Source organism: Streptomyces sp. SID3343, from assembly GCF_009865215.1.
Classification (GTDB): domain Bacteria; phylum Actinomycetota; class Actinomycetes; order Streptomycetales; family Streptomycetaceae; genus Embleya.
On sequence record NZ_WWJX01000771.1, the window covers coordinates 1 to 19918 of the forward strand.

General features: G+C 69.1%; 19 protein-coding genes and 4 pseudogenes. 11 read left to right on the top strand and 12 right to left on the bottom strand.

Features of this window, described 5'->3' with window-relative positions; all coding sequences use genetic code 11:
* The first annotated feature begins 193 nt into the window (after nt 1-193).
* On the top strand, nt 194-661 hold the full coding sequence (locus tag GT354_RS23605; RefSeq protein WP_161358377.1) for a class F sortase: 468 nt from the start codon (nt 194-196) through the stop codon (nt 659-661).
* 273 nt (nt 662-934) lie between these two features.
* Here the strand turns inward: GT354_RS23605 and GT354_RS23610 are convergent, their stop codons facing one another.
* Nucleotides 935-1696, bottom strand: coding sequence for a hypothetical protein (locus GT354_RS23610; RefSeq protein ID WP_161358378.1), 762 nt, complete (start codon nt 1694-1696; stop codon nt 935-937).
* 153 nt (nt 1697-1849) lie between these two features.
* Here GT354_RS23610 and GT354_RS23615 point away from each other — a divergent pair.
* Nucleotides 1850-2061: pseudogene (locus GT354_RS23615) on the top strand (IS5/IS1182 family transposase); the annotation flags it as partial.
* A 341-nt stretch (nt 2062-2402) separates the two neighbouring features.
* Here GT354_RS23615 and acpP read toward each other — a convergent pair.
* Nucleotides 2403-2639: an acyl carrier protein gene (gene acpP, locus GT354_RS23620; RefSeq protein WP_161358380.1), complete on the bottom strand. Its 237-nt coding sequence runs from the start codon at nt 2637-2639 to the stop codon at nt 2403-2405.
* A 175-nt stretch (nt 2640-2814) separates the two neighbouring features.
* Here acpP and GT354_RS23625 point away from each other — a divergent pair, with 175 nt between their 5' ends.
* Both GT354_RS23625 and GT354_RS23630 read left to right on the top strand, forming a co-directional pair.
* Nucleotides 2815-3225 (top strand): SSI family serine proteinase inhibitor, encoded by a 411-nt coding sequence (locus tag GT354_RS23625; protein ID WP_161358381.1) that lies wholly within the window; start codon nt 2815-2817, stop codon nt 3223-3225.
* A gap of 718 nt (nt 3226-3943) precedes the next feature.
* Nucleotides 3944-5203, top strand: coding sequence for a VWA domain-containing protein (locus GT354_RS23630; RefSeq protein ID WP_161358382.1), 1260 nt, complete (start codon nt 3944-3946; stop codon nt 5201-5203).
* A 1139-nt stretch (nt 5204-6342) separates the two neighbouring features.
* On the opposite strand, the gene GT354_RS52720 is transcribed toward GT354_RS23630, so the two are convergent.
* Nucleotides 6343-6657 carry a hypothetical protein gene (locus tag GT354_RS52720; protein WP_202512212.1) on the bottom strand — a complete coding sequence of 105 codons (315 nt, stop codon included), beginning with the start codon at nt 6655-6657 and terminating at the stop codon, nt 6343-6345.
* 583 nt (nt 6658-7240) lie between these two features.
* Between GT354_RS52720 and GT354_RS23635 the strand changes: the two are divergent.
* Both GT354_RS23635 and GT354_RS56610 read left to right on the top strand, forming a co-directional pair.
* Nucleotides 7241-7474, top strand: a pseudogene (locus tag GT354_RS23635) (TetR/AcrR family transcriptional regulator); the annotation flags it as partial.
* Nucleotides 7475-7605: 131 nt separating this feature from the next.
* On the top strand, nt 7606-8220 hold the full coding sequence (locus tag GT354_RS56610; RefSeq protein ID WP_161358383.1) for a Ca2+-dependent phosphoinositide-specific phospholipase C: 615 nt from the start codon (nt 7606-7608) through the stop codon (nt 8218-8220).
* A gap of 571 nt (nt 8221-8791) precedes the next feature.
* On the opposite strand, the gene GT354_RS23645 is transcribed toward GT354_RS56610, so the two are convergent.
* The 5 genes and pseudogenes from GT354_RS23645 to GT354_RS54410 form a co-directional block, all read right to left on the bottom strand.
* Nucleotides 8792-8977: a hypothetical protein gene (locus tag GT354_RS23645; protein ID WP_161358384.1), complete on the bottom strand. Its 186-nt coding sequence runs from the start codon at nt 8975-8977 to the stop codon at nt 8792-8794.
* Between the two features lie 121 nt (nt 8978-9098).
* The gene (locus GT354_RS23650) at nt 9099-9464 is read right to left on the bottom strand and encodes a hypothetical protein (RefSeq protein WP_161358385.1); all 366 of its coding nucleotides are present in this window, start codon (nt 9462-9464) and stop codon (nt 9099-9101) included.
* On the bottom strand, nt 9461-9724 hold the full coding sequence (locus GT354_RS23655; protein ID WP_202512213.1) for a hypothetical protein: 264 nt from the start codon (nt 9722-9724) through the stop codon (nt 9461-9463). Before GT354_RS23655 ends, GT354_RS23650 begins: the two co-directional genes overlap by 4 nt.
* 407 nt (nt 9725-10131) lie before the next feature.
* Entirely contained in the window at nt 10132-10632 is a 501-nt protein-coding gene (locus tag GT354_RS23660) for a hypothetical protein (protein ID WP_161358386.1), read from the bottom strand.
* Nucleotides 10633-11065: 433 nt separating this feature from the next.
* A pseudogene (locus GT354_RS54410) lies at nt 11066-11629 on the bottom strand (transposase); the annotation flags it as partial.
* Here GT354_RS54410 and GT354_RS54415 point away from each other — a divergent pair.
* Nucleotides 11589-11780 carry a hypothetical protein gene (locus GT354_RS54415; RefSeq protein WP_237535387.1) on the top strand — a complete coding sequence of 64 codons (192 nt, stop codon included), beginning with the start codon at nt 11589-11591 and terminating at the stop codon, nt 11778-11780. The pseudogene GT354_RS54410 and the gene GT354_RS54415 overlap by 41 nt on opposite strands.
* Before the next feature lie 314 nt (nt 11781-12094).
* On the opposite strand, the gene GT354_RS23670 is transcribed toward GT354_RS54415, so the two are convergent.
* Both GT354_RS23670 and GT354_RS23675 read right to left on the bottom strand, forming a co-directional pair.
* On the bottom strand, nt 12095-12454 hold the full coding sequence (locus GT354_RS23670) for a hypothetical protein (RefSeq protein ID WP_161358388.1): 360 nt from the start codon (nt 12452-12454) through the stop codon (nt 12095-12097).
* A gap of 1274 nt (nt 12455-13728) precedes the next feature.
* Nucleotides 13729-13860, bottom strand: a pseudogene (locus tag GT354_RS23675) (nitroreductase/quinone reductase family protein); the annotation flags it as partial.
* A 900-nt stretch (nt 13861-14760) separates the two neighbouring features.
* Here GT354_RS23675 and GT354_RS56615 point away from each other — a divergent pair.
* The 4 genes from GT354_RS56615 (at nt 14761) to GT354_RS23695 (ending at nt 17606) form a co-directional block, all read left to right on the top strand.
* Complete coding sequence (locus tag GT354_RS56615; RefSeq protein WP_202512214.1) at nt 14761-16029, top strand: RHS repeat-associated core domain-containing protein; 1269 nt, start codon at nt 14761-14763, stop codon at nt 16027-16029.
* Between the two features lie 90 nt (nt 16030-16119).
* Complete coding sequence (locus tag GT354_RS23685; protein ID WP_161358389.1) at nt 16120-16656, top strand: hypothetical protein; 537 nt, start codon at nt 16120-16122, stop codon at nt 16654-16656.
* 39 nt (nt 16657-16695) lie between these two features.
* Complete coding sequence (locus tag GT354_RS23690; protein ID WP_161358390.1) at nt 16696-17241, top strand: hypothetical protein; 546 nt, start codon at nt 16696-16698, stop codon at nt 17239-17241.
* 200 nt (nt 17242-17441) lie between these two features.
* Nucleotides 17442-17606 (top strand): helix-turn-helix domain-containing protein, encoded by a 165-nt coding sequence (locus GT354_RS23695; protein WP_161358391.1) that lies wholly within the window; start codon nt 17442-17444, stop codon nt 17604-17606.
* Nucleotides 17607-18001: 395 nt separating this feature from the next.
* Here the strand turns inward: GT354_RS23695 and GT354_RS23700 are convergent, their stop codons facing one another.
* Nucleotides 18002-18748 (bottom strand): SDR family oxidoreductase, encoded by a 747-nt coding sequence (locus tag GT354_RS23700; protein WP_161358411.1) that lies wholly within the window; start codon nt 18746-18748, stop codon nt 18002-18004.
* A 69-nt stretch (nt 18749-18817) separates the two neighbouring features.
* Nucleotides 18818-19888 carry an aldo/keto reductase gene (locus GT354_RS23705; RefSeq protein WP_161358392.1) on the bottom strand — a complete coding sequence of 357 codons (1071 nt, stop codon included), beginning with the start codon at nt 19886-19888 and terminating at the stop codon, nt 18818-18820.
* Between the last annotated feature and the right edge of the window lie 30 nt (nt 19889-19918).

The window sequence follows — 19918 nt, forward strand, 5'->3', positions numbered from 1 at the left end:
CTGCGCCACTGCCGCCGTGTCGTCGGTCGTCCCGGGCGAACCCATGCCCTGCCACTTGCCCGGATCCCACACCACCAGCACCTCCCCCAAATGCACTGCGCACCCCAGCAGGCTGTCCTCGGCGCCCCCCGCACCCGGCCACCCATCCCAACAGCAGCGCCCCGGTGTCCGGGTCGATCGGCTCGTCACAGGCGTGCACCGAGCGCGCACCCAACGGCCGACCCGGATCCGCATCGCCGACCTCCAGGTCGACGCCCCCTTCGTCCCCCTGGAGTTGGACGCCGCAGGCGCCTTGCGCCCGCCCGCGTCCACGGACCGCAACCTCGCCGGCTGGTACGCCGCCGGCGCCACCCGGGCGAGACCGGCACCGCGATCGTCACCGCCCACGTCGACACCCCCACCGGCCCCGCCGCCCCCTCCACCTCGCCGCGCTCACCCCCGGCCGAAGGTGGCCGTGGACCGCGAAGACGGCCACACCGCGATCTTCACCGTCGACAAAGTCGAGAACCACCCCAAGAACGCGTTTCCCAACGACCGCGTCTACCGCGCCGCACCCCGCCCCGAACCCCGCCGGATCACCTGTGGCGGAACCTACGACCGCCACCGCGGCGGCTACCGGGACGACACCGTCGCCTCCGCCCACCTCACGGCCATCGGATGAAACAGCGCCGGTCGGTGGGCCAGGATGCGCAGGGCCGGCGCCGGCGGCGGAATACCACCGCCGCCGCCTGTCGCCGCATGGGGGTCAAGTGGGTCCGGGTGTGCGTTGCGGCCTCGGGGCAGCTGTGCGAGGGCGCGGCTGCCGTCGCCGTGTGCCGGGCCGTTCGGCACTCGGCACGGACCGGTTGGCACCTTCACCCGTGTGGGGAAGCGCCCCTGGCGCTGGAGCGGGGGCCGGCCGAATGCTTCGGTCGACCTGTTCGCCCACTGTATGTCAGGCTTTTTGGCGGGCCGTGTTGTAGAGCTTGGCGGTCAACGCGGCGACCTCGCCCTGGGAGACGCCGTTACCGCCGATCGTCATGTCCGCCAAGACGACGACGTTGGCGCCGCCGAGGGTGGAGTAGTCTGCCCAGGCGCAGACCGGGAACCGGAAATCTGCGACGCCCTTCGGGGCTGCTTCGCCCTTGTTGAGGGTGACCTGCATGTCTTGGCACTTCATCAGCGCGCCCTCGAAGCCGGCGGGCTCGACGGTCCTGGCACTTGCGACTGGCTGTATCTCCATCCCCGGTGGCTTCCCGGTTCCCTTCAGGCCCTTGTTGCCGACGTCGGCCAGGTACTGGTCGAGTGCCTTGGCGGGGTCGGCGATCTCCCCGTGGAAGCCCTCGAAGGTCAGCCGCGTGCCGCCGATCTTCCCCGGGCTGCCGGGATCGGTGCCGGGCGCGTTGTAGACGCCGGACACCGCCCGGGCGTTGCTCACTCCGAGGCCTTCGCCCTCCTTCTCGTCGGGCGTGGTGCCCGAACTCGACTTCGTGTAGGCGTCGACCGACTCCGGGACGACGAGCTTGTAGCCCTTGGTGCCTGCGGCGATGTCACCGCTGCTCGCGGATCCACCACCCGATGCGCCGGGGGTCGCGTCCGCGGTGCTGCCGGCGCCAGATGCCTTCGTGTCGTCTTTCTCGTCCTCCGACCCGCCGCACGCGGTGGCCACCACGAGGAGGGGAACGAGGGCGGCGGCGAAGCGGATGCGAAAACGCATGAGGAACGAATCCTTCCCGAGAAAATACGTATCCGACCAGCGTTCTTCGGCCGACGTGACGGGCCGTCAGGCTGCCGCAGCACCAGGCCCTGTGTCCGGGGGACTTCCCTCACCCGATCAGTGCATGGCCCCGACGAGCACGAACGTGCACGCCGGCCCGTCACCGGCAACCGCAACGACTGCAAGGCCTGGGGCTTGTCCGGCGCCGAATCCGCAGTCGGCACCGCACGCACGATCGGCGACGGCGGCTACCGCGGCACCGGCGTCCTCGTCCCGCCTCGACGCGAGCGCGGCCAGAACGAACTGCCCGACTGAAACAACAACACAACACCTCATACCGTCGCGTCCGCGCCCGCCTCGAGCACTGCGCGGGATCGACCAGCCGACCGTCGAGCGGGCCCCGTGTGGCGTCAGCGAAAGCCGGCGCCCGCCCCGAACACGGCCCGCGCAGCGCCGGAAGGTCGTTGTCGGATCCGGGTGGGCGCCCGAGAGAACTCTCGCGGGGGCGAGAGTTCGAGGTTCGTCCGTGTCCGCGGGTGGGAGCAGGTCGGGACTGGGATCGAACGGGACCCGAACCGGATTGTCCGCCACGGACGTCGAGGCCGTCCGGGACCGCCCGGTCGACCGAACCGAACCACCGGGCACGGTGCCCCGTCTCCGGGGAGCGGGACACCGGTGCGCGCGGCCGGCGAGGCCTGAAGAGGCGCTACCTCCGGGAGGCGGTGACGTAGTCGATCGCGTCCTGAACAGTGGTGATCTTCTCGGCCTCGGCAGCGGGGATCTCGAGGTCGAACTCCTCCTCCAGGTCGATGACGAGTTGGTGCCCGTCGTTTTCGTCCGCGCCGAGATCGGCGAAGAAGTCCGAAGAAGCCCTCACTTGTTCTTCGCCGAGGCCGAGTTGTTTCCTCACAACCGTCTTCACGCGCTCTTCGATGGTGGCCACGAAGTCTCCCTTTCACCGACCGGAACTGTGCGCATCGAGAATGTCACACATAGCGAGTGGCGCGTGGTGAGGTGGGCTTTGATCCGGGGGACCGCCGATCGCTTTTGCTTCGGTCGGCGCCAAGGAGGTGCCGGGGATCCGGTGCCCTGGGTCCGCCTGGGTCGTTGATTTGAGCATGAAGAAGCTCATTGCCACGCTGGTGACCGTCGTACTGAGCGCGGGCCCGGCCGGCACCGTGCACGGCGCTGAGGCAGAACCCACCGCGCCGGGCGCGACTCCGGCAATCACCGACCTGACGCTGACCTTGGAGCACCCGGAATCGACTACCACCGACAAGCGTGAGGTCACTCTCTCGTGCGACCCCCCGGGTGGTGGCCATCCCACGCCGGCGAAAGCATGCCAGGAACTGAGCGCCCGAAAGGGCCAGTTCACGCAGGAGGCGCCCGGCAGGGTGTGCACCATGGAGTACGCCCCGGTGATCGCGGAGGCCAAGGGCAGGTGGAAGGGCAAGGCAACCAGCTTCAAGCGGGAGTACGACAACAACTGCAAGCTGCACGCGCATACCGGCGCGATCTTCGAATTCTGACCTCCTGATGGAGACAGCAGGACAGGCCTGCTTGTGGCGAGCCCGGTCCGGGTCGTTGAGCCGCTGGGCGACGAGGCGTTCGCGGAGTTCGATCCGCTCCGGGGTGGGGACTGATCGGAGCGCCGGATGCGGGCGCGTACGGGCCGCAGCGGGATGTCCTCGCTACCGGCACGGCGTCGTCGTTCGGCTGTTCGGCTTCGGCGAGTGCCCGGTACACCGAGGCGACCGAGGTGTGCTGGTCCTTGTTCCTACCGGGCTTGATGGAGCGCCGGGGTCCAGGTTGTCCCGCTGTTCGTGACCCAATCGGTGGTGTGGCGTCGAACGGCCATGCCGAATCGACGCCTGCGCCATTTCCTGTGTGCCACCGGGTTCGGCGAGAGCGGGGGCGGCCACGCGAGATCGACGTGGCGGCTCACGGTTGTGGCGGGCCGGGTGTTCGCGGCCGGGATCCAGGCCGGGCCCGCCGCCGCTGGTCCGCCCGCTGGAAGAGCAGGCGGCTCACGGATGGAGATGTTCTCCCCGCGGATTGAATTGCGACGCCCCGGCCCTCCCCGAATCGCCGGCCCGTCGTGTCGAGGTTTTCGGGGAGGTTTCGGAAGGCCGGCAACGCGGTCGGGGCAGCGGAAAGCCGCCCGTTCATCAGCCGTGGCACGACCCCGAGCACGGACCGCGTGAGGAACGAGGGGTCAGACGATGCGGGATCCGGCAGGATGCCGTCATGACGAATCTGGCGCCTGGTGCGAACATGTCGATACCCGAGACGCCCCTAGACATCGTGTTGACCTGGCCAGTCGTCGCCGCAGGTCCCACGGTGGAGGTATGTGCACTGTTCCTGGGCGCGGACGGACGGGTGCGCGGCGACGAGGACTTCGTCTTCTACAACAATCCGTCCGGCGCGGGAGAGGCGGTCGTCCACGGGGGCTCCACGTCCGGCGTGGCCGCGCTGCGGATCGTTCCCGCCGCGTTGCCCTCGACAGTCGAGCGCGTGGTCGTCGTCGCCTCGCTGGACGACTCGACGTTCGATGCGGTGCCCGGGCTGCAGGCGCGGGTCGACGGAGGGGCGGGATTGATCGCGACGATCCCGACGGGTGATTGCGACGCGACGGCCGCGTCGGTACTCGCGGAGGTGTATCGCCGCGGCGACGTCTGGAAACTGCGCGCGGTCGGGCAGGGGTACGCGTCCGGTCTGGCCGGCCTCGCGACCGACTACGGCGTCGACATCGGCGCCGATCCCGCGCCAGGCGCGGACGTATCGATCGACGATCTCGCGGCCCTGCCGCCGGAGATGCGCGAACGCATCTCACTGCGCAAGGAGCGCGTCACGGTGTGCCTGGAAGAGAAGGGCATGGCCGGGTTGCGCGCCGAGGTCGTCCTGGTACTGGACAAGTCCGGCTCGATGCACGACACGTACCAGAACGGCACGGTGGCCCGGGTGGTCGAGCGGTTGGCTCCGATCGCGGCCCGGATGTGCACGGACGGGGTTCTGGACGCGTGGCTGTTCGCCGACGTGCCGTGGCGGCTGCCCTCGGTGCGGATCCCGGACCTTCCCGCGTGGCTCGCCCAAGTCCGCGACTGGGACGCGCTCGCCGAAATCAGCGCCGACATCGGCGTCCAGAACAACGAACCCGCCGTGATCCAGGCGTTGTTGACGCACTACGTGCCGAGCCCGGACGGACCGCCACTACTCGTCCTGTTCTTCTCCGACGGCGGCATCATCTTCAACCACGGCATCGAGAAGCTGATTCGCGACGCGGCAGACCGACCGGTCTTTTGGCAGTTCGTCGGCATCGGCGGTCAAGCCTCATTCGGCGCGCTCGCCCGGCTCGACGATCTCACCGGCCGAATCGTGGACAACACCGACTTCTTCGAAATCTCGGATGTGGACACCTTGACCGACGACGAGCTCTACGACCGGCTGCTCGACGAGTTCCCGACCTGGCTGGCCGTCGCGCGAGACAAGGGTGTTCTGCGCGGCTGAACCATGAACCACGGGGCGCGGCGGAGTTGTGCGAGTCGTCGACATCGGCGAGTGACGCAACCGATTGCCGGACGAAGACGTGAAGGGGCACTCGATCGGAAACGGCGTAGCGAAGCGGGTCAGACGCCGGTGCAGCCGCAGATGTGATTCCGAAGGTGGTGGTTGGCGTGTGGGCGGTGGCGTGAGCTGGGGCCGCGATATACCGTCCCAGGCCCGGGAACGACCACCTCCCGCACCGCCACCGCGCCGCCGCCGACCCACGTCATCACCGGCCCCACGCCACCCGCCCCGACCCCGCCCACCTCACCACCCGACCTCGCCCACCCAAGTGCCCGTCCGCCTACGTCGACCCCCGTCACCGGTCCAACGAGGCGGCTCCCCTCAGGCCACTGAGCCGAACGGGTTCATCCCGCCCACGCGGATCAGTGGAGCGTCACGCCGTCCCTGACCGGCGAGCCGCGGACACCGGACCGCCACCGTTTCGTCCGTGCGACGAGTTCGGGCACGGACAAGAGCTGTCTCTCGCATCCGCTCCGGGAGCGCCGGGGCTGTTTCGGTCCTGCGACAGGAGCAACGCCTCGACACCGTCCGCAGGGACGAACACCGACGGCGCCCGATACCGCGGGGGAATGTCGTGGCCGGCGTGCGGCCGTCTCTGCGACATCGCGCCCGTGGGCGGCACCCGCCGGTGAGTCGTGCGGCGCTTCCGCTCTAAGCCGGGAAACGGTCGGCACCGAGGTTCGCCGGTCCGCGTGGCGACGCCCGCGCATGGGCAGACCCGGCACGAACTGTGATGGGACGGCCGACCCTTCGAACACCGCACCGTCCGCGGACTCGACGATCTGATACGACCTCCGGGACGAGTTGGCCGTCGACGCACCCCTGCTCGAGTTCCTGAGCCCCGTGATCGAATTGCCGACCGGAGCCGTCGGAAGCTCGCCCAGGTCGACGAACGCATCCCTCGGCCCAGCACCGTCAACCTCGGCATTCCATTCCTGCCAAGCACCACGGCGGACGACCCGAGAACGTCGACTTCGTGGTTCGGCAGACGTGGCGACGCCCGGCCTCGTGGAACGAGGCCGGGCGCGCCGGTGGGACTTTCCTTGGTCACGCGGATGCCGCTACTGCGGGGCTGTGACCTACAGGAACGATCCTGTCAGACCGTAGTTTCCGCTCTTGCCGTAAGAGTTGCCGTAGGTTCCGTAGTTCCCGTAGGAGAACGCCTTCAGGAGCTTGGCGATGTCGTACGTGTCGTCCTGCTTGTCCTGGCGCTTGTCGTGCCCGTTCTCGCGGCCTTTGTCGTGCTGCGAGTGCTTGTGGCAGTCCGCGGAGGAGCGCTTGTCGCGGTCGGACGACTTGTGTTCCGTGCCGGCTTGGGCGACGCCGCCCAACGGGACGATAACAGCGGCGGAAAGGAAGGCCACGGCGGCGCTTCGGGCGAAAATCTTCTTCACGGTCTGATTCTCCAAAATAGGAGGAGTGCGGACATAAGAGACGCTAGGGGTGTGTTGGCGCCCTGTCGCGCCGGACTGCTCCCACGGTGTGTTTTGCGATAGGGGATGGAAGCCGGCAAAGCGGGCGGGACCGATCCACCCGCGTTCGGAACGTGTCGAGGCAAAGGCCTCCGCGAAAGCGGCCAAGGATCGGCAATTGCCCTTGGCGGCGGTCCTTCGATCCCGGGAACGCCGGCGCCCGTGAAAGCCACGCGCAGTAAAGGCCGCCGGCCGCGTACGGCAGCCGGTTGCATCCGACCGGGCGCACCGGTGACGACGTCCCGGACGCGGCCCCGCGCATCTTCGGGCAGTTCGACAAGGGCAAGTCCCCGCTTACGGCGTCGGCACCATGACGTCCGCGCGGGCAAGATCGCCCACCGCCGGCCCGAGCGACCCGATCGGCGCCGAAGTTCCCTGCGACCAGGTCCGGGACCCCCAGGCGGGACCCGTCGCCGAGTGTGATCACCGGGCGGGTGTGGTCCTGCAGGATCGGCAGCACGCGGAGGTCTCCGACCGGCTGCGCGCCTTGTCGAGATTCTCGTTCACCGCCTCGGAGATCCGGCAGGCGCGCGCCGGCGCGCCGCGAGGCTGGGAGCGGACGGCCCTCGACAAACTGCCGCGCGCCGGCCTCGGCGTCCGGGACGCCCGGGAACTGGCCACCACGGGCGTCAGCGCCCTGGAAGGCGCCGAAGTCACGGCCCAGGTCAACCGCAGCGAGGAACCCCTGCACGCGGCGGGCCGGCAACCGGCCCGACTGGTGCGCTCTTACGGAAGCTGACGCCCGACGAAGGCAAGGCGACTCCCGGAGACACCTCACCGCCTACTGCCCCGGGGCAGCCCCAGCCGTTTTCCCGGTACCGGCGGCGTAGCGTGGAGAGCGATTCCCGGAGGGGAGGTGGACCGTGAGCCGTGCGTGGATGGGTTCGCCGACCTGTGGCCGTGGTGGCGGCCGCGCCGGCCCCCGCGTTCCTTCCCGGCGTCGGCGCCGGTGCCGTCGAGCACATGGCCGCGTCGGACGCGCGTCTGGCGGCCGTCACGGCGGTCGGCACGCACAACACCCACGACCAGCCCGCGTACCCCTACCTGACGCGGGCGGTGGACGCCGGGGGCTCGCTGATCGAACTCGACACCTGGTCGCATCCCGCGGCGGGCGCGTGGACGGTCAGCCACCGGCGGATGGCCGGCAACGACGACAACTGCGTCGCCGCCCGAACCACCGCCGACCTGCGCACCGGCGCCGACGACCGCGACCTCGGCACCTGTCTGGACGGCCTGCGGATCTGGCTCGACGCCCACCCCGGCCACGAACCGATCGTGGTCAAGATCGAGCTGAAGAACGGCTTCGCCCAAGCCGTCCACCGCGGCCCCGCCGCCCTGGACACGGTCATCGCCCGGCGCCTGGGCGACCACGTGTACCGGCCGCCCGCCGACCTCCTGCGCAAACCCGACCAAGGCTCCTACCCGACCCTGGACGCCGCCGTGCAGGCCGACAACTGGCCGACCCGGGCCGAACCTGGACACTGAACGCCTGCGCTTCCTCTAGCGCAGTTACCGGCAACTCCTGGTCGACATGCGTCCCGCGACTCGCCGGGGGACGCATGTGTTCACGCGAACCGTAGGGAATCACTGATTTCCTTGCATCCGGCGAGCCACGTGTGGAGCCACTCGGCGACGGTCAGATGGCAGGTCAGCGCCTGGCCGGTGCTGTATCGACGTCGGGTCTCGTAGGCAGGCAGGGGAACTTACCCTTGGCGCAGGCTTCGAGCGTGTCGCGAGGCGGTAGGCACGCAGTTCGAGAGCGTCGTCGAACGCCAACTGCTCGTACTGGCCGGCGGCGCGCTGAAGGGTTTCTCGGCGGTCACCGTCCGGTGTGGTGCTTGCCTTGCGTCGTCGTTCCTGGGCGAGGCGGGTTGCGAAGTCGGCGCGACACGCGTTGACATTCCATGGTGCGGCAACAACTCGGGGCTGCCCGTCACTCGAGCCGCTACGGGCGGTCGTGCAGGTCGGCGCCGGGCGTGACGTCGACGCAGCCGAGGGCGCGTACGCAGGAATGGAGGCGCATCGTGTTTTGGAGGCGGCGTTCGAGGTCGGGGTCCTACCAGGGATGTGGGTCGGCCAAAGGGACGCGTCGGTGGTTGGTGAGGATGTGGGCCGGGGTGTCGCCGTCGGCCCCGGCCGCGCCGGTCCAGGCCCAGCGCAGACAGGCACCGAGCCTGTAGGGCTCGGCGGCCGCGGTGAGTTCGATGTCGGCGTCTCGTTCGCATCGCGCTGCCCCGACCACCCGGGCCGACACTGCCCCTGGCCTGATCCCGAATTCGAACCTCTCCCGGACATCCGCATGTCGTCATCCGGCTTGGTGGCGGTCTTCGCCCGGGCGGGTGAGCGTCGGAGGGTGGCGTGGATCAATTCGTCCAGGTTTTGAGCTGGGTGGCGACTTCTCGCACCGGGAGGCCTTCGCGTGCCGCGTGGGCGAGGGGAAGGACGGTGTCGAGGCCGGGGCTCACCGGGAGGCCGCACACGGCGAGGTAGGCCGCGGTGACGGTGGCTGCGAACAGCAGGTTCCTTGTCTCGAGGCTGGGGTTCCGGGCGAGCTCGCACAGCAGCGCGGCGGCTTTGTGGTGGGGCTCGGGGTAGACCTCGTGGTCGAGGATCTCCGCGCGGTGTCGTGCCTCGGCCGCGATCGGCACGCCGTAGTCGACGACCTGGGGGTCTCCGGGGATCTGTTGGGCCACGGCCAGGATCCACGCGAGGTCGATCCGCAGGTTCACGCGGCGTCCCGCGGCGCGGTCCGCGCCGACTCCGCCGCGAGACCCGGATAGCGGTCCTCGCCGACCTCCGCCTCGAACCGGTCGGCGTACGCCGCCAGGAACGTCGCGGCGCCGGCCATGAACGCGGCGCGCGACTCGTTCACGTCCTGCTCGATCAGATCGGCCACGTAGCCCTGCAGGCTCAGCCCACGGCGCTTGGCCCGCTCCTCGGCGGCGGCCTTGACGGCCTCGTCGAGCCGGATGTTCGTCTGCTTACCCATGCCCACGAGCATAGCTACATCCTGGTACCAGTGGCTAGCTGACAGAGATTGTTGCGGAGGCCGGCCCGGTTGAGGCGGCATTCGAGGCACTCGACAGGTCGCCGGCCTCGTACCCGACCCGATCGGCCGGGCCATTCGCCTTCTTCGCCGGTGCTTCGCGTGGGACCGGCGGAGCTGGTGTGCAGCACCGTCGGTGGCGAAGTCGATGTCCGCCGTGCGGTTGGGGTTACGCTCCGGGCCGCACGCGAAGGGGTAGGCGCGCGTGGCGCGTGTTTGGTGGTGCACGGGAGGACAGCAGTTTCTCGCGGGGAAGTGCTGCGCAACGTCTTGGCGTTGGCGGTGATGGACGGGATGAGGAACGCCGGGCTGCCCGTCGTCGACCGGCGGCGCGACCAAGCCGACCTCGGTCACCGAGATCGTGCCGGGGCGGCAGCCACCCGCACCGGATCACCGAGCCGCACGCCGGCGGCCTCGACGGAGGCCCGGTCCAGGACCACGTCGCGGGGACCGGCCGGCGCGCGAACCGCGACCACGGAGACCGCCGCGGACTTCCCATAATCCGCGACCGTGAAGCGGTCGCTGAGCCGATGCCCCGCCCGGTCCACGACGACGGCGTCGTGAACGCTGACCGTCGGGTGCGCGTCCGCGGCGCCGGCGACTCGCCGGGCGCGGTCGACGAGCGCGAGCGGCAGGGTCGGCACACGCAGGGGACCGCCGTCGTCGGCGGCGACGGGCGACACCGTGGCGTCGGCGGCCGTCGAGCGCACCTCGGCGGCATCGGCCGCGCCGATCGTGTCGGTCAGGATCAGGGTCGCCGCGACGAACGCCACGGGCAGTGCGACCGCGCGCACGGACGTCAACAGCCGCAATCGCTGCGCGAGGAAACCCCGCACAGTCAGCCTGAGCATCGGTCCGACTCCCCACACGACCGAGCGACAACGGCTGTTGCACCGGGCGGATTCTCGTACGGGCGGGCCGCCATCTGCCGATGCCGGAAGTTCTTCAACAGTTCAAGAACCTCTGTCGCGACTGCCCCCTCCGCGCACGCTGCACGACATCGAGGACCGGACGCGTGGTGACCGTCCATCCCCGTCACGACGTCCTCGACGCCCGCCCGAGGCCAAGTCGCCGACGATCCGGAACGGGAGGCCGAGTAGCGCCGTGGGAGACCACCGGTCGAACGCGCCGTCGCCTGGCTTGTCGCCGGAGGCAACCGCAAGGTTCCCTACCGCGGCGTCATCGCGGACGACACCTGGCTCCACACCCGAGTCGCGGCACTCAACCTCCGCCGACTTGTCGATCTCGGACTCACATACACCGGTGCGACCTGGACACTCGCCCGCCCCGATCCGCGAGTCCGCGTTCGAAGTCGCGGCCGTAGTGGTGACGGTCGGCGATCAGGACCTGTCCCGGTCGGGCGGCGAGCAGGTCCGGGTCGTGGGCGGCGGAACAGGTCGAACAGGGTGGTGCGTTCGTAGGCCTTGGCGCCGGTGAGGGCGAACGCCATGGGCAGGCCGTGCAGCGTGCAGACCCGGTGAGGTCGCAGTCCCCGGAAGTAGCGCCAGTGGTGTGCGCGGCAGCCGTATTCGGCCCATCCGGCCGGGTCCGAGCGTTTCGTGGTCTCCCGGGAACGACCCCACTCCGCTGGGGTGGAGTCGACCGTCCCACGTCGTCGCTCCACCACGTCGTGTCCGCCGCGAGGACACCGATGACGTGTCGGACGAGTTCTCCCGCGTGTCGCAGGCGCTTGTTCCAGCCCGACTGTCCCGACAGATACGGGAACAGCTGCCGCAGGTGGGAGCCCGCATGGCGGAGCCGTCGGGCCTCGGAGGTGAACCCGAGCAGGGCCTGCATCACGGCGAGGGTGACCAGCTCGGCGTCGCTCAACCGCGGCGTCAGGCCCACCTTCATCGAGCGCTTCGCCGAACTGCTCCTTCGCGGCGCTCTGTCCCTCGACCGGGCGGTGCCCACGGTTTGCCTGATGCCGGATCGCGCCATGTGGGTCGCGCGATGCGTGCAACCAGCCGTGAAGCCGGTGGCCTTCGAGCGTCGGTAGCCGTGCGGCGGCAGTTCCCGGCCGGTGACCGCCTCCACCCGTCGGCGTTCCGCCCCGGCGAAGGACCGCGAGGCCGCCAGGGCCCCCACCAGGACCGGCACGATCGGAAGCGTCACCACACCGACCGAGTACCCGACCACCGCGGCCACGACGACGCCTTCCGCTTCTCGGTAGGTCTCGCCCTGCCCGCACAGGACCTGGGCCGACGCGGACAGGGCGACGCGCTGACCTTGTGGACCGGCGTCGGCTCCGTCGCCCTGAGGACCACCGCCGTCGTCCTGGGCGGCGCGGGACGCGTCGTTCGGCTCAGCCCGTCAGCACTTGTCCGCCACCGCGTCGATTCGTGATCCGAAGTCCTCTCTGTAGACGTTCCATTCGTCGCCCGGACTCACCGAACGACAGGTCTTCTTCCCGCCGCTCCAGTCGATGAAGGCACCGGATCGGTTGGCCCGGAAGGACCACACATGGTCGCGAAACTTCGCCGGCAGGTCGACGTAGCCGCCCTTCCACTGGTACAGATCGCCCTCGCCGTACTCCTGGTACCACAGGCAGATCGTTTTCGCCGAACACTTCAGCGCGGAGTCGGCGGCGTGGGCCGGTGCGGAAGCCCCGCCCAAGATGGTCAGCAACACCACCGCCACGGGCATGGCCTGCGCACGCATGGACGCTTTCATGTCTCCTCCTGTACGTCGGTTGAGGACCGGCGGATACGTGACGCCGGCAGTGCCGGGGGACCACTCGGTGGCGCCCGGCTTGCCGAATCGCGAAACCGCCGAGTCGACGTTATTCGGAGGAATCACATACTTTGTCATCTCTGCGTGGCGTTCGCCCGAACGGGTTCGCTGGACCAGTGAGGGTGCCGTGACGTGTATCCCGCTCCGGGGAAGGAGCGTGTGGCAGCGCGGGTCGGTTGAGCACGGGGTGTCGCGAAGCAGGATGACACGCTCCAGCACCAAGCGGCCCTCACTGTCACGGCCCTGGTGTCCCAGCTCGGACACCAGCCGCAAAGTAGGTCGCGAGTAGCCGAGCGCGCCCCGACTCCGCGCCCTGGGCCCCGTCGTTGGTCTCGATCGGGTGATCGAGGCCAAAGGGGCACGCGTGCGACAAGAGTGGGCGCCAGAGGATTTGGTGGCGAACCGGACGCCGGCAGACGGCGACTGGGACCGGGTGGCGAACTGCTCGGGGCGACCCGGGCGCGGATGCTGTGCGTCGTGGGCGCCGAGTCGTTGATCGCGGTGTTGATCGGCGTACTGCCGTCAGCCGGGGCTGGGGCAGCGGTGATCGCCGCCCAGTGGTTGTCGCTCGACCGCATCGTAGACAACGCGCAACTCACCGCCCCTGGCGCGAAATCGGGCAGACCGCAATGCTGTGCGCCCTCGTCGCGGTGGTGGTTGCGGTCGCCTCCACCCGGCGAACGACACGAGGGCGCGCGATTGGCTTCGTGGGCACGCGCGAGTAGCCCCTGTACTCGAATGGGGCGGCATGCACCGTCCGCCCCGATGTGGTCGTACCCGGACCCGACGGTCTCGGGCGTACGCCGTGGACCACCGGGCTCGAAGCTGCTCGCAGTCCGAGCGCCGGCGCCGTCGTCGGGCACACTCCCGCCGACGCCCGCACGCGTCGGGTCAGTCGCGACAGGTCGGCAACGCAGTGCGGGAACGGACGGGCGCCGAGTGGATATCGGCAAGGCTCCTGGTGAGGTGCGGAGTGATGTGCTCGGCCTTGATGCCATCCGACCCATGGGTGGTCTGTGTCGACGAGCGACCTTCACGCTGGACCGGTGTCGGTTGCCGTTCACGTCATGGCCACCGGGTCTTGGGTTGTCGCCGTCGGACCGTGGGGGGAGCGTCCTCGAGGGTGACCGATTGTCGGCGTTTGCCGACGAGGCGCCGGTTGGGGGCGGCGGCCGACCTCGAAAAGGGTTGGAGGAGAACAGGGTTCGGGCCCTGCTCGACAGGGTCTGTGCCGTCGCGGTGAACCGCTCCGTTGCCACCCGCAGTCGCACCTGCGGGTTCGCCTCGAGGTTGAGGTACCACAGCGGGTGCTTGTCCGCGCCGCCGAGGGAAGCGACGATCAGATAGACCGCCCACGCCACGTTGGCCTGGTGCGCCGAGCGCGGCCACCCTCGGCAAGGGCCGATCCACGAGATCCAACTCTCCGACCCCGCCACCACCGAGCCGGACCGGCTCGTCACACCCCCGATGAGGCGCGCGAAGCTCCGCGTGGACGGCACGTTGCCCACGGTCACCCTGCCGGGCCGACGGCCGTGCCGACCGGCGCGAAGGTCGAGGTACGGCCGGGCCTGTGAGTACCGCCGAGTACCACTGAGTACGAACCCGGCGGCGCCGGCGCGGGCGCGCCGTGCTGCGCGCCGGGTCGAACCCGTCCGGGGCAGATTCGGCGGACCTCCTGCGCCACCGAACGCGACGCCGTAGCAATGCACTTGAGGTGTGGCGTGGCGAGAACGTTCGGCAGAGCGGGAGGCCGGGATGGGCACGAGACCCGATCCCCAGTACTTGGTGGTGCGTGCGCTCGATCGCTGGGAGAAGGGGCCGGGCACTGGATGCCGCCGGGTCCACCAACAGATCGGTCCAGGCGTATATTCGCGGGCTCGGATACTTCCTCGGCTACGTCCATCGGGTACCGGGGGCGGCGAACAGGGTCGCGGTCAACTACGCCTTCGGGAGTATGGGTCGTGAAGCCGTCCGGAAGCTGGATCGCCTCGGCGCGGCGTCCCCGGCCGTGAACTACGCCCGGGTGGCGCCGGCCGCGTCGCACGTGGCGGACCCGACAGGAGGGGATCCGACGCCGGTGCCGGAGGCCGTGTGCCGTGCCGACGGGCGACCGCTGTTCCAGCCGGTTCTGGGCCGAGGCGAGGGTGCGCGGGCCGCCTTGGCGCTCACCGGGCCGAACCAACCCCTGTTCGACCTGTGTCAGAACAACCTGGCCCTGGGCGTTGCGCACTCGCTACGAGCTGATCGTGCGAACGGCCGACCCGCTCGGATCGACGGTCGACGCATACCGGTTGCGCTCGATCACCGCCGACCTGGACGAGGCGATCCGACTGGCCGAACAGGCTGCCGCGGCGATCTCCGCCCAAGCCCCGGGCCGGGCCGACCATCGGCTCAACCTGGCCTTGGCGCTGCACGTTCGGCACGCCGGCGACCCCGAGCGGCACGCGCGGGCGCACCGTCGACCAGCCCGGTGGGGTCGTCAACGACTACTTCGCCAACGACCTCGTTCGCCGGCAGAGCACCGGGTGCGTGCGGCAGACGTGGACGCTGGACGCCGCACAGCGACTGCGGGGCTCGGTGACGGAGACCGCAGGCTCCGGCACCTGGACGCCGACGGCACGCGACTGAACCACTACGGCAGCGACTCGGACAATCCGCGATGGACCGAAGAGGACTCCGCCGGCAGGATCACACGCAACGTGTTGTCCCCGCTGAGCGAACTCGCGGCCACCACGGAGAAGACCGGCGGAGCCGTCCTGCAACTCGCGAATCTCCACGGCGACGTCGTGGTCTCCCTGCCACTGAGCGCGCCCCAGTCGCCCGTCGTACGGGACTTCGACGAATTCGGAACCGTACTCGATGGCGACCCGACCGCCCGCTACGGTTGGCTGGGCGCCAACCAGCGATCGTCCGAGACGCCCTTGCACGACCTTCTCATGGGTGTACGCATGTACGACCCCGCAGCCGGCCGGTTCCTGTCGACGGACCCGGTGCCCGGCGGGTCCGCGACCGCGTACGACTACGCCGATCAGGACCCGATCAACCAGATCGACCTCACCGGCAAGTGGAGCGCGCACCACCGGGACGCCTGCTACTCGAACTACGGCGTCGGCCTTCGCAAAGTCTGTGACGACCGTCAATGGCGCTCCGTGGACTGGTACTTCAGAATCACGAACCGAGTCTGCGGGGCGCTCTCCTCGATACCTTCCCCTGGTCCCTGTCCAGTTATGGCGTTTCCATCGGTAAAGGTTTCTACAGTCATCAGGAGTTCACCGGCTACACGTACCACGCGTTCTGGTACACCGAGGATGGCGCTGCCAAGCACGGCCGAGGCCGATACGGCTGCGGTTGGAGAAGCAGGGGGAACTGCCATCTGCAGCCCTGGAGCAACCTCGTCTTCGAGGCCCACGGAAGGTTCTACCTGGGAGGCCGCGTCTACGGTTTCACGGTGGGTTATTACTGGAAGTAGCCGTGCGGGCATCGCGCACGCGACCAAGCCCGCGGCGAAAACATGATCGGCCGAGTCGTCATCGTCCTGGGTCCGGGGAGTCATCCCCGGGGCCAGGACGGTTGCCCCATCGAAAGAAAATGCCATAGGAGAGAATTTGAACGCCGAGGAGCCCCCCGACGACGAGGCGCTCTTCGCGGCATGGCTCGACCAGTTGACGGAAGGCCCTTGCATGGACGTCGACTTCTACGACACCGAACCGGGTGACCACGACTGGCTTCGTGCCATCCATCGGGCCCACGGGGCCATCTCCGCGGCCCGGACCCGGGAGGTGCTGGAAGGCCACAGACGAGCAGCCGCCGCGCGTTCCCTCGTACTCGTCCTGAAAGACCTCGGCCGCACCGGGGGCCCCACCGATCCGGGGCTCGAGGACGAACGTGTCGGCGTCCCACACGTCCTGTTGGGGAGCACCGCTCTGGTGAACCTCGATGCCGTCGAGTCCCTGTGCGAGACCGCCGACGCCATGCAGGAACTACTCGCCACGCAACGCCACTTGGTGTGGCCACTGTGCCCGAGCCACGGCTTCGGGCTCCATGCCCGGATCGTCGACGGCCGCGCCCAGTGGATCTGCGCGGCGAAAGAACACACGGTTGCGGCGATCGGAAGCCTCGGCCTGGGACGACCACGACGTTGAATCGAGACACACCCGAGACGGTCCATCGACGTCGATCCGTTGAACACGAGCCTCGGCGCACGGATCGCGCTCGCGCGAACCCCCTCCGAAATTACCCCGCCGGTGCCGGCAGGACCCGCGCGGCCCGCCTGGTCCAACGCGCCCTGCGTTACCGCCGGCCCACCCGGATCGTCGCCGAGGACTTCAAGGCATCCCATCCCAACTTACTTCCAACTCTTCCAGGACTCACCGCGCACCGCCGGCGAACGCGTCCGCGTCGACTACCATGCCTGGCGCGAACAGGCCGAGGCCGCCCACGTCCGCGTCGGCCGCGGCGACATGGTTGTCGAGATCTCACCGGGCAGTGCCACCGCCTTCGCGCACGAGATCACCCTGGCCGGACGAGCCGGCTACCGCATCGAACTGGTCGCGCTGCACACCTCGCGCCCGAGCGCCGGCAACGATCCGCAGGCGCACCGGGGCGGCGGGGCAGCGCCCGGCTGGACCACGTCCGCCGATCCTTGTGAGTGTGCGTTGTGCTGGCGGTGGTTGGTCGTCAGTAGGCCACGGGTTGTCGTGGGGGTGTTTGTGCCGGTCGGGGTGTGAATGAGCGTGATCGTTCGACTGTCACGGGGGTGACCATCGACTGACGTCGGGTGCCTGACACAAGCGGGTTGTTGTGTCACGGGGGTTGCTCATTCCTGTGTCAGGGCTCCTGTGGTGCGGGTGTGCCGGCTGTCATGGCGAGGAGTCGTTCTTCGGGTTCGGTACATCCTGCTGAGGGTTCCTCGGGTACGGCTGCGGTGATGCGGCCGTTGGCGGTGCGGCGTCTGCCGGCCTTGGCGGAAGCGGGTGGTGTCACCCGCGCGCACGTGGCGGTCGCCGCGGACGCGGTGGGGGTGTCGGAGCGCACGGTGTGGCGGTGGTTGGCGGCGGCGCGCCTCGGGCCGGGTGGACCCGCCGGGACGTGACCGGTTCACGCTGGACGAGGCGCTCTGGTCGTGCCTGGCGGACCTGGGCGGGAACGTGAGAGCCCTGCACCGCTGGATGAGCGATCGGGCTGCGGCCCTCGCCGAGGATCGGGTCACCAGCACCCTCGCCGCATAACGACACAAACAGGTGTCACTTCACGGGGGATGGTTCAGTGGGCGTGCTTTCGTGGGCCGCGACAACCTCCTGGTGCGAGCATCTTGTCGCCGTCGCCGCCGAACTCGATGGCCGCCCACGCAAAACGCTCGGCTGGGGAACCCCAGCCGAGCGCCTGCACAAACTGCTCGCGGCCTGATCGACACCACCACGTATTGCAGCGCCCCCTGAAACCGCCGTGGTAGAGGGCCTTACGGTCCGTGGCGGGACGGCAGACAGCTCAGAGCTGGGTTTCGCCACCATCCACGGCCAGCTCGATGCCGGTGGTGTACGTGGCATCGAAGGCGAGGAATGCGGCCGCCTTGGCGAACTCTTCGACGGTGCCGTAGCGCTTCATGGGGTTGCTCGCGGTCCGCTCCGCCCTGAACTGGTCAGCGGCCTCTTCGGACAAGTTCATCGTTTCCAGAATCCCCGAGTCGATGGGACCCGGGCTGATCGCATTGACACGGATTCCCCGCGGAAGCAGCTCGCGGGAGAAGGAGCGGGCCATCGAGCGCAGCGCCGCCTTGCCGGCCGCATAGACGCTGGTGTCCGCCATGCCGATGACGTTCGCGATCGAGGTGGTGAGGACGATACCGGCGTTCGCGCTCAGCAGCGGAGCGAGCTTCTGCACGCTGAAGAAGGCGCCCTTGACGTTGATCGCGAACAGCTCGTCGTACACGTCCTCGGTCGTCGACTCGAGGGGCGTGAGGGGTGAGATGCCGGCGTTGACGAACAAAGCCTCGATCGAGCCGAGCTCGCTCTTTACACGGCCGGCGAGCATATCCAGGTCGGACAGTGAGGCCACATCCGCCCGGACCGCCACGGCATTCTCGCCGAGCCGCTCGCGTGCCGCGTCGAGCTTGGCCTGAGAACGGCCGGTGATCACCACGCGGGCTCCGCCTTGCACCAGCAGCTCCGCCAGGGCGAGCCCCATGCCGCTGCTGCCACCCGTGATCACCACATTCTTGTCGCTGTACTTACCCATACCGAGATTGCTCCGTTCCATCACCAAAAACGTGTCGATACATCTGGATGTCGCCGTTCATGAACGGAATCAGCCGAGGGTTTCGATCTTCATGTCGCCTGTGGTGACCGTGCGGATGTGATCGCTGGCGAGCAGGTCGTGCGGATTGCCGAGGTCGATGGCGCTGACCTCGTCGAGGCGGGCCAGCTGGGAAGGAGTGAGGTCGACCTGCAGGGCACCCAGGTTGTCCTCCAGCTGCGCGACGGTGCGGGCGCCGATGATGGGGGCCGTCACGCCCGGGGCGTTCAGGGTCCAGGCCAGTGCGACCTGGGCGGGTGTGTGGCCCAGCTCCGAGGCCACCTCCTTCACCGCATCGGCAATGGCAAGGTTGCGGTCGGTGACCCATCCCAGGGCGACGTTGAGGCTCTTGCGGTTGCCGGCGGTTTCGCCGACAACGGAGCCCGCCTGGTTCTGGTCCTCCCGGCTGTACTTGCCGGTGAGCACTCCGCCGCCCAACGGGGAGAAGGGGACCACGCCGAGTCCCATCTCGCGTGCCATCGGGATCAGGTCACGCTCTGTGGTGCGCCGGATCAGGCTGTACTCGGTCTCCAGTGCGACCAGTGGCGACCAGCCGCGCAGGTCGGCGATCGCCTGCATGCGCGACACCTGCCAGGCCGGGGCGCTGGAGATCGCCACGTACAGCACCTTGCCCTGCCTCACCAGGTCGTCCAGGCCCCGCAGGATCTCCTCCACCGGCGTCCTGAAGTCCCATACGTTCACGTAGAGCAGATCGATGTAGTCGGTGTTCAGCTGCCGCAGACTGGCTTCCACCGACGCCAGCATGCTCTTGCGGTGGGTACCCCCGGAATTGGGGTCACCGGGCTGACGCAGCGTCGAGTACTTCGTCGCCAGCACCATTTTGTCGCGGTTGGTGCGGGCGAATTCGCCGAGCAGTCGCTCGGAGCTGCCGTTGGTGTAGGTGCTGGCGGTGTCGAAGAAGTTGCCGCCGAGCTCGGTGTAGCGGTCGAAGAGCTTGCGCGCCTCGTCGCGCTCGGCGCCCCAGCCCCACTCGGTGCCGAAGGTCGCCGTGCCCAGCGCCAGCGGTGAGACCCGAAGTCCGGAACGGCCCAGCAGCCGATAAGTGTCGAGAGTGAGTGCCATCGTGTTCTCCTGTGAGGTGCGGTTCGTGGC

What these genes read in the sequence shown, in the direction of transcription:
- GT354_RS23700 (WP_161358411.1), bottom strand. Translation starts at nt 18,748, where the DNA reads ATGGGTAAGTACAGCGACAAGAATGTGGTGATCACGGGTGGCAGCAGC.
- GT354_RS23655 (WP_202512213.1), bottom strand. Translation starts at nt 9,724, where the DNA reads ATGGGTAAGCAGACGAACATCCGGCTCGACGAGGCCGTCAAGGCCGCC.
- GT354_RS23670 (WP_161358388.1), bottom strand. Translation starts at nt 12,454, where the DNA reads ATGAAAGCGTCCATGCGTGCGCAGGCCATGCCCGTGGCGGTGGTGTTG.
- GT354_RS23625 (WP_161358381.1), top strand. Translation starts at nt 2,815, where the DNA reads ATGAAGAAGCTCATTGCCACGCTGGTGACCGTCGTACTGAGCGCGGGC.
- GT354_RS23610 (WP_161358378.1), bottom strand. Translation starts at nt 1,696, where the DNA reads ATGCGTTTTCGCATCCGCTTCGCCGCCGCCCTCGTTCCCCTCCTCGTG.
- GT354_RS23660 (WP_161358386.1), bottom strand. Translation starts at nt 10,632, where the DNA reads ATGCTCAGGCTGACTGTGCGGGGTTTCCTCGCGCAGCGATTGCGGCTG.
- GT354_RS23695 (WP_161358391.1), top strand. Translation starts at nt 17,442, where the DNA reads ATGCGGCCGTTGGCGGTGCGGCGTCTGCCGGCCTTGGCGGAAGCGGGT.
- GT354_RS23630 (WP_161358382.1), top strand. Translation starts at nt 3,944, where the DNA reads ATGACGAATCTGGCGCCTGGTGCGAACATGTCGATACCCGAGACGCCC.
- GT354_RS23705 (WP_161358392.1), bottom strand. Translation starts at nt 19,888, where the DNA reads ATGGCACTCACTCTCGACACTTATCGGCTGCTGGGCCGTTCCGGACTT.